Source organism: Amycolatopsis sp. cmx-8-4, assembly GCF_046548675.1.
Classification (GTDB): domain Bacteria; phylum Actinomycetota; class Actinomycetes; order Mycobacteriales; family Pseudonocardiaceae; genus Amycolatopsis.
The window spans coordinates 527,687-540,990 of sequence record NZ_JAEBDZ010000002.1; the positions used below are offsets into that span (position 1 = coordinate 527,687).

The 13,304-nt window shown below is 71.4% G+C and carries 13 protein-coding genes; 5 read left to right on the forward strand and 8 right to left on the reverse strand.

Going from position 1 to position 13,304, the window contains the following annotated elements; genetic code table 11:
* Positions 1-8: 8 nt before the first annotated feature.
* Positions 9-809, reverse strand: a complete 801-nt coding sequence (locus ACLJQZ_RS05210) for a hypothetical protein (protein ID WP_247049175.1) — start codon at positions 807-809, stop codon at positions 9-11.
* On the reverse strand, positions 809-2,260 hold the full coding sequence (locus ACLJQZ_RS05215) for a hypothetical protein (protein ID WP_410619063.1): 1,452 nt from the start codon (positions 2,258-2,260) through the stop codon (positions 809-811). Before ACLJQZ_RS05215 ends, ACLJQZ_RS05210 begins: the two co-directional genes overlap by 1 nt.
* 86 nt (positions 2,261-2,346) lie before the next feature.
* Between ACLJQZ_RS05215 and ACLJQZ_RS05220 the strand changes: the two genes are divergently transcribed.
* The 3 genes from ACLJQZ_RS05220 to ACLJQZ_RS05230 all read left to right on the forward strand — a co-directional run bounded on the left by ACLJQZ_RS05220 (position 2,347) and on the right by ACLJQZ_RS05230 (position 6,019).
* Entirely contained in the window at positions 2,347-2,781 is a 435-nt protein-coding gene (locus ACLJQZ_RS05220; protein WP_410618905.1) for a PPOX class F420-dependent oxidoreductase, read from the forward strand.
* A gap of 53 nt (positions 2,782-2,834) precedes the next feature.
* Positions 2,835-3,779 carry an oxygen-dependent coproporphyrinogen oxidase gene (gene hemF, locus ACLJQZ_RS05225; protein WP_410618907.1) on the forward strand — a complete coding sequence of 315 codons (945 nt, stop codon included), beginning with the start codon at positions 2,835-2,837 and terminating at the stop codon, positions 3,777-3,779.
* 164 nt (positions 3,780-3,943) lie between these two features.
* The gene (locus tag ACLJQZ_RS05230) at positions 3,944-6,019 is read left to right on the forward strand and encodes a PQQ-dependent sugar dehydrogenase (RefSeq protein ID WP_410618908.1); all 2,076 of its coding nucleotides are present in this window, start codon (positions 3,944-3,946) and stop codon (positions 6,017-6,019) included.
* A 46-nt stretch (positions 6,020-6,065) separates the two neighbouring features.
* Here the strand turns inward: ACLJQZ_RS05230 and ACLJQZ_RS05235 are convergent, their stop codons facing one another.
* Positions 6,066-6,440 (reverse strand): hypothetical protein, encoded by a 375-nt coding sequence (locus ACLJQZ_RS05235; RefSeq protein ID WP_410618909.1) that lies wholly within the window; start codon positions 6,438-6,440, stop codon positions 6,066-6,068.
* A 105-nt stretch (positions 6,441-6,545) separates the two neighbouring features.
* Between ACLJQZ_RS05235 and ACLJQZ_RS05240 the strand changes: the two genes are divergently transcribed.
* Positions 6,546-7,658 carry a hypothetical protein gene (locus ACLJQZ_RS05240; protein WP_410618910.1) on the forward strand — a complete coding sequence of 371 codons (1,113 nt, stop codon included), beginning with the start codon at positions 6,546-6,548 and terminating at the stop codon, positions 7,656-7,658.
* A gap of 2 nt (positions 7,659-7,660) precedes the next feature.
* On the opposite strand, the gene ACLJQZ_RS05245 is transcribed toward ACLJQZ_RS05240, so the two are convergent.
* Positions 7,661-8,269, reverse strand: a complete 609-nt coding sequence (locus tag ACLJQZ_RS05245) for a TetR/AcrR family transcriptional regulator (RefSeq protein ID WP_410618911.1) — start codon at positions 8,267-8,269, stop codon at positions 7,661-7,663.
* Between the two features lie 83 nt (positions 8,270-8,352).
* Here ACLJQZ_RS05245 and ACLJQZ_RS05250 point away from each other — a divergent pair, with 83 nt between their 5' ends.
* A complete protein-coding gene (locus ACLJQZ_RS05250) occupies positions 8,353-9,228 on the forward strand; it encodes a sterol desaturase family protein (RefSeq protein ID WP_410618912.1) in 876 nt (291 codons plus the stop codon).
* On the opposite strand, the gene ACLJQZ_RS05255 is transcribed toward ACLJQZ_RS05250, so the two are convergent.
* The 4 genes from ACLJQZ_RS05255 to rapZ all read right to left on the reverse strand — a co-directional run bounded on the left by ACLJQZ_RS05255 (position 9,229) and on the right by rapZ (position 13,287).
* The gene (locus tag ACLJQZ_RS05255) at positions 9,229-10,272 is read right to left on the reverse strand and encodes a glucosyl-3-phosphoglycerate synthase (protein WP_410618913.1); all 1,044 of its coding nucleotides are present in this window, start codon (positions 10,270-10,272) and stop codon (positions 9,229-9,231) included.
* 168 nt (positions 10,273-10,440) lie between these two features.
* The gene (gene whiA, locus ACLJQZ_RS05260) at positions 10,441-11,436 is read right to left on the reverse strand and encodes a DNA-binding protein WhiA (RefSeq protein WP_247049167.1); all 996 of its coding nucleotides are present in this window, start codon (positions 11,434-11,436) and stop codon (positions 10,441-10,443) included.
* Positions 11,436-12,428: a uridine diphosphate-N-acetylglucosamine-binding protein YvcK gene (locus ACLJQZ_RS05265; protein ID WP_247049166.1), complete on the reverse strand. Its 993-nt coding sequence runs from the start codon at positions 12,426-12,428 to the stop codon at positions 11,436-11,438. Before ACLJQZ_RS05265 ends, whiA begins: the two co-directional genes overlap by 1 nt.
* A gap of 1 nt (position 12,429) precedes the next feature.
* Complete coding sequence (gene rapZ / locus ACLJQZ_RS05270; RefSeq protein WP_247064155.1) at positions 12,430-13,287, reverse strand: RNase adapter RapZ; 858 nt, start codon at positions 13,285-13,287, stop codon at positions 12,430-12,432.
* Between the last annotated feature and the right edge of the window lie 17 nt (positions 13,288-13,304).

Sequence of the window (13,304 nt, forward strand, 5' to 3'; positions counted from 1 at the left end):
TATTCCCCTTAGAGCGTGTCGGAGGACGTCGCGCGCAGCGTGCCCCCGTCGTTCGCGACGGCCACGACGTCCAGCGCGAGCAGGTCGTCGAAGGCGGCGTCGGCGGCGAGTTCGCGGACCTGGATCTGGTAGCGCGGTGTGGTGCGGTAGGTGCCGCCCTGTTCGTCGCTGACCGGGACCAGGAAGCCCTGGTCGGCCAGGAAACGGAGGGCGCGGGAGACCATGCCGCGGGTGGTGTCGGCGGCGAGGCGGCCGTCCTTGGTGGCCGCCGCGGCCGGGCGCCTCGTGTACGCGCGCCAGGCCTGTTCCAGCTCGGGCGCGTCGGCCAGGGGGTCGTTGTTGGCCTCGGCCTGGGCGGCGCGTTCGTCGAGCATGCGGGCGGCTTCGCGGACCATCGCGTCGACCTGTTCGACGCTGACGCGGCCGATGTAGGTGTCGTTGGCGAGATCGTCCGGGCGCGGGTAGCCGAGCGCGGCGGCGGCGAGGTGGATCAGGCCGTGCAGCACCTTCTCGGTGTCGCGGCGCTCGCGGATCTTGGCCTGGCGGGCGTAGGAGTCCATCTTGATCTCGAACACGGACTCGTCGGTGGCCGCGAGGACCGCGCCGGCCTGCTGGTTGACTTCGAGCACCATCAGCCCGAGCCCGGAGGCGACGGCGTGGGTGAGCGCCTTGAACGCGTTGTCCTCGCCGTAGCGGCGCACGAGGTCGCCGTAGACGACGTCGCGGGCGGGCAGCTGCTTGGGCCGCATGCCGAACGCGACCAGCCGGGCCGCGGCTTCGGCGTCCACGCTGCTGTGGGACAGCGCCATTACGCGACTTCCTCTTCTTCGTCGGCACGCTCTACAGCGGCGGTGGACAGGAGCAGGTCGGCGCCGCCGAAGTCCGGGTCGTCGAGCAGCGTGCCGTCGTCGACGGCGAGCAGCACCGAGCGGTCCCCCTGGCGGCGCGCGGCACCGATCCCGGGACTGTAGGCGTGGACGGCGCGCAGCGCGACCAGGGCCGCGAGGCCGGGCTGGCGGCTGCGGCGGGCCTCGTCGAGCAGGCCGGACAGCCGCCGCGGCACCTCGGGCAGGTGGAGCAGCTCGTCGGCGCGGCGCCAGACGTCGTCGCCGAACTTGTCGGTGACGTCGGCGGGCATCAGCTCCGGCTCCGGGATCTCGCCGACGAGCTGGTCGCGCTCGGGCGCGGGGCGCAGCAGCAGCGAGACCAGGGCCGACAGGGACGGCACGACCGGCGCGGAGATGCCCGCGACGGCGTGGAAGAAGTGCTCGGCCGGGGTGACGGCGTCGGCCAGCGGCAGCCCGAGGGCCGGCACCAGGAGCTGGCCGAACAGGTCGAGCGTCGCGCGCTGGGGCGGGCCGGAGAACTGCTGGCGGTCCTGCTCGGCGCGGAACACCGCGCCCGCGTCGGCCAGCCGCGACTGCAGGCGGGTGTGCCGGCGGATGCAGTCGCCGACGATGTCGACGAGCTCGGCCGCGCGGCGCTTGCGGTCGAGGTCCTCGGTCTCGTCGCGGGCGGTGGTGATGTTCTTGAGGATCGCGTTCTCGGCGCGGAAGCGGGCTTCGATGTGCCCGAGCGCGGTGTCGAGCAGCTCCGGGACCTCGCGTTCCCAGTCGACCGACCGGACGTCGCGGCGGGTCGCGTCGAGCTTCGCGCGCAGCACCTCGCCGTACTGGACGGTCCGGTAGCGGGCCTGCTCGGCGGCCAGCTTCGCGTCGGCCAGCCGGCCCCGCGCGATCAGGTTCTCGAGCTTGACCTCGGCCGCGATCTGCGCCGACTCGACGTCGGTGTCGAGGGCGCCGACGAGCACGTTGATCGCCTCGTCGGTGGCGCGCAGGTAGACCTCGCCGTCCCGGGCGGCCAGCTCGACCAGCAGCTTGAAGTCGAACTGGCGGCGCTGGTAGCCACCCGGCCCCATCGAGCCGTAGACGCGCCGGAAGCCGCGGTCGGTGGTGCCCACGTTGATCAGGTTGTCCAGGACCCACTTCGCGACGCGGACGTGTTCCTCCGGCATCCGCGAGGGCGCCTGCTGCGCGATGAACGGCAGCAGCCGGTCGATGACCTCGTCGTGGCCGGCGCCGGTGTCGAAGTCCATCGCGATGGTGACCTGGTCGATCGTGTGCAGCGCGATCTCGGCCATCTGGTAGATCGTGGCGTCGGCCCAGTCGAGCTTCGCCTTCCGCGCGTCCAGGTCGTGCAACGGCGCGGTGCAGGCGAGCGCCTTCAGCCGGCGGGTCAGCCCCTCGTCGGCCAGTCCCATCGCGGCCCTGTCGTCGTCTCGCACAGCAGGCCAGGCTAGTCGGCCACCCTCTGCACACGCGCGGGTGACGGTCTAACGTCGCTCTCATGCGTGAGATGAGCCGTGAAGAGTGGTGGCAGTTCGCCTCCGAAGGCACCCGGACGGGCATGCTCGGCCTGGTCAGGAAGGACGGCTCGCCGATCGTGACGCCGATCTGGTTCCTCCTGAACGAGGGCCCGGACGGTGACGAGCTGATCTTCACCACCGGCACCGAGACCCTCAAGGGCAAGGCCATCGCGCGTGACGGGCGGATCTCGCTGGCCGTCGACGACCAGCGGCCGCCCTTCTCCTACGTGCAGTTCACCGCCGAGGCGCGGCTGACCCAGGACGACGACATGCTGGCCTGGGCGACGCGGCTGGGCAGCCGGTACATGGGCGCCGAGCAGGGCGAGGCGTACGGCAAGCGCAACGCCGTCCCCGAGGAGTCACTCGTCCGGGCGAAAATCACGAAGGTGATCGCCCGCGCGGACATCGCCGGCTGAACCCGCCGCCCACCTGCGGATCGCTGCTAATCTCGCCGTGGGGGTGGGGGTTCATGCTTTCAGGTGGGAACAGCAGGCGCGAAGCCGTGACGGCGATGGTGAACGCCGGACAGCGCGAACTGGTCGCCGAGCTCGAACGGCTGGACCGCGGGGCCCGCTTCGGCCGGTCGGGCTGGGAGCGGCCCGGCGGTGGCGGCGGGCAGGCGCGGCTGCTGGAGAACGGTGACGTCTTCGAGCGGGCCGGCGTCAACTGCTCGGCGGTGCACGGCGACCGCCTGCCCGAGGCGGTCGCGCGCCAGCACGGGCTGGACCCGGGCAGCGCGTTCTTCGCGACCGGGCTGTCGGTGGTGATCCACCCGCGCAACCCGTATGTGCCGGCCTTTCACGCCAGCTTCCGGTACTTCGAGTTCGGTGACACGTGGTGGTTCGGCGGCGGCGCGGACCTGACGCCGTGCTACGGCTTCGCGGCCGACGCGGCGCACTTCCACCGCGCGCTGAAGACGTACTGCGACACCTTCGACCCGGCGTTCCACGCGCAGGCCAAACGCGCCTGCGACGAGTACTTCACGCTGCCGCACCGCGACGAGACGCGCGGGGTCGGCGGCATCTTCTTCGACCACCTGCACCCCGAGGGCCCGGACGGCTGGCACCGCGCGGCCGCCTTCACTGCGGCCGGCATCGCCACGATCGCGCCCGCGTACCTGCCGATCGTGCGGCGCCGCAAGGACCTCCCCCACGGCGACCGCGAGCGGCAGTGGCAGCTCTACCGCCGCGGCCGCTACGTCGAGTTCAACCTGGTGCACGACCGCGGCACCCGGTTCGGGCTGCAGACCGGCGGGTACGTCGAGGCGATCCTGATGGCGCTGCCGCCGTTGGCGCGCTGGGAGTTCGAGCTGACGCCGGAGCCGGGCAGCCCCGAGGCGGCGCTCGCGGAGTTCCTCGTGCCACGCGACTGGGCGGGTGAAGAGGCCCTCCCGGAGACCCGGGTGGCGGGCTGACAAGGGGTTCGCACTGGGCCGTCCGGGCGCATCCGCCCCGCTGAGCGGGACGCCGGTTTTCACCGTGGGTGAGGGCGGGTGTCCGGTATTGACACGACCCGCTCGGACAGTGTGTGATCTCCTCCATAGATAGGAAACTTTCCTAACTATTTCTGGAGGTCCCCGTGGCACCCCGCCCCCCGTGGCGCGTGGCTGTGGCCGGTACCGCCGTCGCGGCGCTCGGCTTCAGCGCGTTCAGCCCCTTTGCTTCAGCGGCAACCGCCGCGGCGACGGACTACGAGTCCGAGAACGCCGTGATCTCACAGGGCGTCGTCGAGTCGAACCACGCCGGCTACTCCGGCACCGGGTTCGTCAACTTCGACAACGTCGCCGGCAGCTACGTCGAGTACTCGGTGAACGCGGCGCAGGCCGGGACGCACACGCTGACCTTCCGCTACGCCAACGGAACCGCCGACAACCGGCCGGTGAAGCTGATCGTCGACGGCGGCGACAAGGGCACCGTCGACTTCCCCGCCACCGGCGCCTGGACGACGTGGCAGACCGTCACCGCGACCGTGCAGCTGACCGCCGGGGTCAACAAGGTCCGCACCACCGCGACCACCGCCAACGGCGGGCCGAACGCGGACAAGCTCACCGACACGTTCACCGCGCCGAGCGACAGCGAACCGCCGTCGCCGCCGTCGAACCTGGCCGCCTCGAACATCCTCCCCACCGCCGCGACGTTCTCCTGGACCGCCGCGACCGACAACGTCGGCATCGTGCGCTACGAGATCAACCGCGGCGGCAACATCCTCAAGACCGTCGGCGGGACCACGACTTCGGCGACCGTGGACAACCTGACGCCGAACACCGCCTACGACATCTCGGTGGGCGCGTACGACGCCGCGGGCAACCCGTCGCAGCAGAGCAACGTCGTCGCCTTCACCACCCCGCCGAGCAACGACACGACACCGCCGAGCGTGCCCGGCAGCCTGCGCTCGACCGGCGTCACCGCGAACAGCGTTTCCCTGGCGTGGAACGCTTCCACGGACAACGGCGGCACGATCACGGCCTACGACGTCTTCCAGGGCGCCACGAAGGTCGCGTCCACGACGTCGCTCACCTCGACGGTGACGAACCTGAACCCGAACACGTCCTACACCTTCACGGTCAAGGCGCGGGACCCGAACGGGAACAGCTCGGCCGCGAGCAACGCGGTCACCGTGAAGACCAGCGCTCCGGGCGGCGCCGGGGGTATCCCGGAGTACGACAAGGACATCACGAAGGTCGACCTCGGCTGGGCGGTGGACTTCCTGCCGAACGGCAACGCGCTGGTGACCGAGCGGGACCGGTTCGAGATCCTGCTCGTGACGCCGTCCGGCCAGAAGACCACGCTGGGCACGGTGCCGGGCGCGGTGACCACCACCGGCGAAGGCGGCGTGCTGGGCCTGGCGATCTCGCCGAACTGGGCGAGCGACCACGCGATCTACGTCTACCACACGGCTTCCGGCGACAACCGGATCGTGAAGATGACCTACGACGGCACCAAGCTGTCCTCGACGTCGACGCCGGTGCTGACCGGGATCGCGAAGAACCGCTACCACAACGGCGGCCGGATCAAGTTCGGCCCGGACGGCAAGCTCTACGCCACCGTCGGCGACGCGAAGAACAGTGACAACGCGCAGAACAAGAGCTCGCTCAACGGGAAGATCCTGCGGCTGAACGCCGACGGGTCGGCGCCGGGCGACAACCCGTTCTACGCCACCGGCGGCGCCGCGCGGTACGTCTGGAGCTACGGCCACCGCAACCCGCAGGGCCTGGCCTGGGACTCGCGCGGCCAGCTGTGGGCGGCGGAGTTCGGCGAGAGCAGCCTGGACGAGCTCAACCTGATCCAGAAGGGCGGCAACTTCGGCTGGCCCAGCTGTGAAGGCACGCAGGGCAGCTGCAGCGGCTTCATCGCGCCGAAGAAGACCTGGCCGACGTCGCAGGCCGGGCCGTCCGGCGTGGAGATCGTCAACGACTGGATCTACATCGCCGGCGTCACGGGCAAGCAGCTGTTCGCCACGCAGATCAACGCGGCGGGCACCGGCATCGGCACGGTGTCGACGCTGTTCTCCGGCCGCTGGGGCCGGCTGCGCTCGGTGACGAAGACGCCCGACGGCGGGCTCTGGCTGACGTCCACGAACAACGACATGAACGGCGGCACGCCGAGCGTCCTGGACAACGTGATCGTCCGGCTGAAGTTCCCCGCCGCCCACTGACCGCGGCTGGGGTGACCGGAGCGGCGCCGGTCACCTCAGCCGCGCTTCACACCGGCTCGGCAGTGACCCGCACGAGGTGGGCGTCCACGTCGAAGCCGTGTTCCTCCAGCCGGCGCCGGGCGAGCAGGCGTTCGTCGGCGGTGAACAGCGCTTCGTACTCCGGCCGGAGCATCGTCGCCTCGGAGCTGCGGGCGAGCTGGTTCTTCTCCCAGAGCAAGGCGAACCCGCCGGCGGTCCCGGCCCCGCGCAGCAGCCGGCGCGCGGCCTCGACGCCGCCGTGCTCGCGGACCATTCGTTCGAACTGGAGCGGCCGATAGCCGTAGTCGGTGGCGAGGACCCGGCAGCCGTCGAGCAGGTCATCCGTGAACCGCCGGGCCAGCCGCCGATCCGCGACGGGGATGGTTTCGGGCAAGTCGGACATTCGACACCTCTCGACGGGACACCTATCCCTTTGAGTCGCGCGGGACCCCCGTTTCGCTACGTCGCGACGGCGAAAACTGTCGGTCCCTTCTGCAAAGGTGGCCTCATGCGCACCGTGGTCGACGGCGAGGCCCATGTCCACTATGGACAGATCTACGTGCACAGCGAGGGAGGTGATCCGTTCGAAGGCGACCTGACGGCGTGTTTCGCCGGGCAGCGCAACGGGTTGTGCGGCGCCGCCTTCCCGGGCACATTGTTCCTGATCACCGGCCTGCACACCGGAAACGTCGGGTTCACCGCCGAAGTCCACGAGACCGAGCCACCCGACGCGGGCTGGGAAGACGTCGTCGAGGCGTCGTTCCACGCCGGCGGCGTGACCCGGCTCGTCACCTGGGGCGGCGAGAACGCGTGGGACCTCGAACTGTCACCGGGCGACTACCGCGTGCGCTACAGCGGGTCCAGGATGGACGCGGGCCGCGACCGCGACACCCGGCTCGACGGCGAACCCGCGCTGGACCGCTATCTGCTCCAGTTCTGGCCCGCACCACCGGCGCCTGACATCGTTGTCCGGCAAGGCAGCGCGATCGCCGCGTACTGGCACGGGTTCGCGCGGGAGCAGCCGGCTCCCGAGGAGTACGCCGCGGCCCAGGCCCTCCGCCGGGAAGAGCGCGAGCGACTGGCGGCGGCGGCTCGCGCGGCGGCCGAGCACGAGCGGCTGCTGCGGGAGTGGGGTGGTTCACTGCCGTCCGAACGCATTCTGAACCTGCCGTACACGCTGCGTGAACTGGCCAAACAGGACCGCGGGTTCATCGCGGACGCGACCGGCGCCGCGCCGGGGACACAACGCGCGCTCACCCACTGGCTGGCCCACCACGCCTACGAACTGGCCGGGTTGGACCGGGTCGGCTGGATCGCGACGGGCTTGCGCGCACTGGACGAAGGACGGCCGCTGCCCCCGCCGTTCGACGACTGGACGGCCGCGTGGGATCGCCTGCTCTCGGATCCCGAGGTCCCGCACACGCTGGTCCGCACGCCGGACGGGCGGCACGACAACGCGCTGCAGCAGGCGATGGCGTTCCCGGCGCTGTTCGCCGCGGTGAAGGAGGATCCGCTGGAGGCGCTGGGTCAGGTCCTGTCGGCAGCCTTGGTGACTCACGGAGGTGATCACACGGCCCTGTTCGCCGCCGCACGCACCGCGTTCCCCGGGCTCGGCGGCTGACGTCACCAGCCGAACAGGCGATCCATGATCCTCGCGCAGCGGTCGGTCATCGCGGTCGCGTCCTCGTCCGGGCGGTCGATCCACCAGCTGATCAGCGAGTCGACCACGCCGGTCCAGACCTGGGCGACGGCCTCGATGTCGACCGGGTCGGCCAGCCCGCGCGACGTCATCAGCTGCGTCGCGCCGAGGAGGGCGAAGGCGTCCAGGCGGTGCCGGTAGTCGGCGGCCGCCGTGGCGATGTCGCCGCTGGCCGGCACCGTCGCGTCGCGCAGGAGGCGCCACGCGTAGCGGTCGTGGTCGAACGTCGCGAAGATCGCCGAGAGCACCTTCAGCGGCATCCGGTCGGGCTCGCCGCCGGCCGCCATGGTCGTCGCGACGCCCTCGGTCAGCCGGTCGCCCGCGCGGTGCAGGCAGGCGAGGTACAGGCCGTCTTTCGAGCCGAAGTACTGGTACAGCAACGGTTTCGTGACGCCGACCCGGCGCGCGATCTCGACCATCGACGCGCCCGCGTACCCGGCCCGGCCGAACTCCTCGGTACCGGCGACGACGAGCTGCGCCTCGCGCTCCTCGCGGGGCATCCCCTTGGTCCCGACCGGTCTTGACTCCGTCACGTCCGAGACCCTACCGTGCGTAAAGTGACCCGAGGGTAAGTTACCGTCAGGTCATATTCCAAGGCTGGATCTTAGGAGGCGACGTGGCCGAGTTCCTGGCGCACCTGCGCGACCCCGTGCTGTTCGCGATCCCGGTGTTCCTGCTGTTCGTGACGATCGAGATCGTCGCCGTGCACGTGCTCGGCCACGACGACAACGTGCTCGGCTACAGCCCCGCCGACACCCGCACGAGCATGCTGATGGGCACCGTCTCGGTCGGCGTCAACGCGCTGTTCCGGCTGGTGATGCTGGTCGTCTTCGCGGCGCTGTTCGAGCTGGCGCCGGTGAAGTTCGACCCGCGCGACTGGTGGACGTGGGTGCTCATGCTGCTCGGCCAGGAGCTGGTGTTCTACGCCTACCACCGGGCGAGCCACCGCGTCCGGCTGCTGTGGGCCGGGCACCAGGTGCACCACTCGAGCGAGCACTACAACTTCTCGACGGCGCTGCGCCAGAAGTGGACGCCCTACTTCCAGCTGCCGTTCTGGTCGGTACTGGCGTTATGCGGCATCCCGCCGTGGATGATCCTGACCGGCCTGTCGATCGACCTCGTCTACCAGTTCTTCGTGCACACCGAGAAGATCGGCAAGCTGCCGCGCTGGTTCGAGTACGTCTTCAACACACCGTCACACCACCGCGTCCACCACGGCAGCGACGCCGAGTACCTCGACGCCAACTACGGCGGGATCTTCATCGTGTGGGACCGGCTGTTCCGCAGTTACGTCCCGGAGGGCAAGCGCCCGACGTACGGGCTGACGAAGAACATCACCACGTACAACCTGCTGAAGGTCGGCTTCCACGAGTACGGCTCGATCCTGCGCGACCTACGCGGCGCCCGGACGTGGCGCGAGCGCGCGGGTTTCGTGTTCGGACCGCCCGGTTGGCAGCCCGTCGAAACCCGCGCGCTCGCGACCGCCGAGTGACTAAGCGGTGTCCTGCAGGTCCAGCTCGTTCTCCGGGCGCAGCGTCACCGGCAGGCTCGCCAGCGGCGGGCGCTGCGGGGACGTCAGGTCCGTCAGCACCAGCTCCCGCTCGACACCGCCGGAGGATGCGCCTCGCTGGAACTGGGCGAGCATCGTGGCCGGCGGGATGGCCGTCACCAGCCTGCCGTAGCGCTCCAGGCGGTCGAACAGCGTCTGCATGATCTGGCCCGACATGCGGCCCAGCGCCTGGGTGCTCTGGTGGCGGTGCACCCGGTGGCCGAGGTCGACCTGGGCCAGCGAGTCGAGCCCGCGCAGTTCGAGCAGGTCGATCAGGTGGCCGATCTCGACGCCGTAGTTCACGACGAACGGGATGCTCTCCAGCACCTCGCGCCGGCCCGCGTACTCGCCCGCGAGGGGCTGCACGAAGCCGGACAGCTCGGGCCAGAACATGTTGATCAGCGGCCGCGCGACGAGCTCGGTGACCCGGCCGCCGCCTTCCGGCTCGCTGCCCGCCGCGCCGTTGAGCGGGCGGTGGTAGAAGCCCTTGACGTAGGCGACCGACGGGTCGGTGAGCAGCGGGCCCAACAGGCCCGTGACGTAGTCGGTGGTGAAGTCGTAGAGATCGCCGTCGACGAAGACCACGAGGTCGCCGGTCGTCGCCGCGACGCCCTTCCACAGGGCCTCGCCCTTGCCCTGCAGCCCGTCGAGGGCCGGAAACACGGCGTCCTGCGCGACGACGCGTGCGCCCGCCGCCGCGGCCACCTCGGCGGTGGCGTCGGTCGAGTGGCTGTCGACGACCAGGATCTCGTCGACGAGCCGGTGGTGTTCGTGGAGTTCCTCGCGGATGGCGGTGACGATCGCGCCGACCGTCGCTTCCTCGTTGCGCGCGGGGATGACCACCGAGACGGTCGTGCCGCGTTTGGCCTCGACCAGCTGGTCCGCCGTCCAGTCGTCGGCCCTGCTGCTGCGCCGGGCGAGCCAGGTGCCGACCTCCGGCGACACCTGCAGCTGCGCGCGGTCATTGCTGTTCCGGCTCGTGCGCATGCGTTCCCCTTCCCTCGTTCGGCGTACTCCCTCCCGACCGAGGTTCGACGCGGCGCGTTTCGGCGACCACTCCCCCGTGCTACCGCGGTGTTACGAGTTCGGCGCCGCGGCACCGATCCCGTTAACCGCACGGACGGAAAACGGCCTGACCAGCACGGCGGGGCCGGGTCAGGCGTCTTCCTCTTCCTCGAGCATCTCCGGGGTGACCGCGGACTCGGTGTCCGGGATGCTCAGGTCCTTCGCGCGCTTGTCCGCCATCGCCAGCAGGCGGCGGATGCGGCCGGCGACCGCGTCCTTCGTCATCTGCGGGTCCGACAGCTGGCCCAGCTCCTCCAGGGACGCCTGCCGGTTGGACAGCCGGAGCTTGCCCGCGGCCAGCAGGTGGTCCGGGGCCGTGTCGCCGAGGATCTCCAGGGCGCGCTCGACCCGGGCCGCCGCCGCGACGGCCGCGCGGGCCGACCGGCGGAGGTTCGCGTCGTCGAAGTTGGCCAGCCGGTTCGCCGTCGCGCGCACCTCGCGGCGCATGCGGCGTTCCTCCCACTGCAGCACGCTCGTGTGCGCGCCGAGGCGCGTCAGCAGCGCGCCGATCGCGTCACCGTCGCGGACCACGACGCGGTCGGCGCCGCGGACCTCGCGCGACTTCGCCTGGATGCCCATCCGGCGCGCGGCACCCACCAAAGCCAGCGCCGCCTCCGGGCCGGGGCACGTCACTTCCAGTGACGACGAACGGCCCGGCTCCGTCAGGGAACCGTGCGCGAGGAACGCGCCACGCCACGCCGCTTCGGCGTCCGCCACGCCACCGGACACCACGGCCGCGGGCAGCCCGCGCACCGGCCGGCCGCGCTGGTCGATCAGCCCGGTCTGCCGGGCCAGCCCCTCGCCGTCCTTGACCACGCGCACCACGTACCGGGTGCCCTTGCGCAGCCCGCCGCTGGCGGTGATGACGTGGACGTCCGAATGGTGGCCGTAGAGCTCGTGGATCTCCTTGCGCAGCCGTCGCGCGACCGAGCCCGTGTCCAGCTCCGCTTCGACGACCACCCGGCCGGCCACGATGTGCAGCCCGCCGGCGAAGCGAAGCAGCGACGCGACCTCCGCCCGGCGCGGCCCGATCTTCGTGATCTCCAGCCGGCTCAGTTCGTCCTTCACCGCGGCGGTCATCGCCATTACTGCCCCTCCCTGCCTTGTGCTCCTCCCCCGTGCTCCCCGCCCCTGCCGAGACCGAGAGCCTCCCGCATACACCTCGCGAGCGCATCAGGATCATGCCGTCCCGCCACTTCCGGGTCGGCCACCGCCCCCAGGTGCGCCCGGCCGCCGAGCCGCTCGGCCGCGCGCCGGAGATTCGCCGGGTCGGGGACCGAATCGCGGTCCGCGATCACCGCGTCCACCCGCAGATCGGGCGCGTGCTCGGACAGGACGTCCAGGTGCCGCTCCGGGGAGAACCCCGCGGTTTCCCCCGGCTGGGGGACAAGGTTGAGCACGAGCACCTTCGTCGCGGTGGTCTTGACGAGCGCGTCGTGCAGGCCCGGCACGAGCAGGTGCGGCAGCACGCTCGTGAACCAGGAGCCGGGACCGAGGAACACGACGTCGGCCGCCAGCACCGCGTCCACCGCTTCGGCGCACGCCTGCGGCGGCCGCCCCGACCGGCCCGGCGTGTGCAGGCTCACGCGCTGCACCTGCCCCGGCGTCGAGGCCACCGCGACCTGGCCGCGGATCGTGCGCAGCGCCGCCGGGTCCTCGCTGTCGAGGCCGCTGACCTCCCCCACGATCTCCAGCGGCTCCGGCGACATCGGCAGCACCCGCCCGGAGACGCCGATCAGGCGGCACGCCTCGTCGAGCGCCGCCACCGGGTCGCCGAGCACCTCGAACAACCCGGCCAGCAGCAGGTTCCCCACCGCGTGCCCGGCCAGCGCGCCGTCGCCGCCGAAGCGGTGCTGGAACACCTCGGCCCAGAGCGTGCCGCCGTCTTCCGCGGCGAAGGCGGCGAACGCCTGCCGGAGGTCGCCCGGCGGCAGCAGCCCGAGCTCGCGCCGCAGCCGGCCGGACGAGCCGCCGTCGTCGGCCACGGTGACGATCGCGGTGACGTCGGGGGTCACCCGCCGCACCGCGGACAACGTGGCGTGCAGTCCGTGGCCGCCCCCGAGGGCGACCGCCCGCACGTTATTCACGACCAAGGTCGCGGTGCACCACCTTCACGGCCATTCCGTCCTCTTTGGACAGACGCTGGGCGAGCTCGACCGACAGCGCCACACTGCGGTGCTTGCCGCCGGTGCAGCCGACGGCGAGGGTCAGGTACCGCTTGCCCTCGCGCTTGTAGCCGGCGCCGATGAGCCGCAGCAGCTGGTGGTAGCGGTCGAGGAACTCCTCGGCGCCTTCCTGCGAGAGCACGTAGTTGCGGACCTCGCCGTCGAGGCCCGTGTGTTCGCGCAGCTCCGGGATCCAGAACGGGTTCGGCAGGAACCGGACGTCCATCACCAGGTCCGCGTCCATCGGCAGGCCGTACTTGTACCCGAACGACAGCACGGTGACGCGGGTCTGCGTGCTCGCCTCGGAGCCGAACGCGTCCTCGATCTTGGCGCGCAGGTCGTGCACCGACAGCGACGACGTGTCGAGCACCAGGTCGGCCTCTTCGCGCAGCGGCTCCAGCAGCACGCGCTCCGCCGTGATGCCGTCGGCGAGCCGGCCGTCACCCTGCATCGGGTGGCCGCGCCGGACGGCCTCGAAGCGCCGCACCAGCACGGCGTCGGTCGCCTCCAGGAACAGCACGCGCGGCTTGTACCCCCGCGCGTCCAGGTCCTTGATCACCGAGGCGAGGTCGTCGGTGAACGCGCGCGAGCGCACGTCCATCACCACGGCCACCTTGGTGATCGCGCCGCGCGCCTGTGCGCCCAGCTCGACCATCGTGGCGATCAGCTCCGGGGGCAGGTTGTCCACGACGAACCAGCCCAGGTCCTCCAGGCACTTGGCCGCGGTGCTGCGGCCCGCCCCCGACAGCCCGGACACGACCGCGACCTCCATGCCGGAGCCGCGGACAT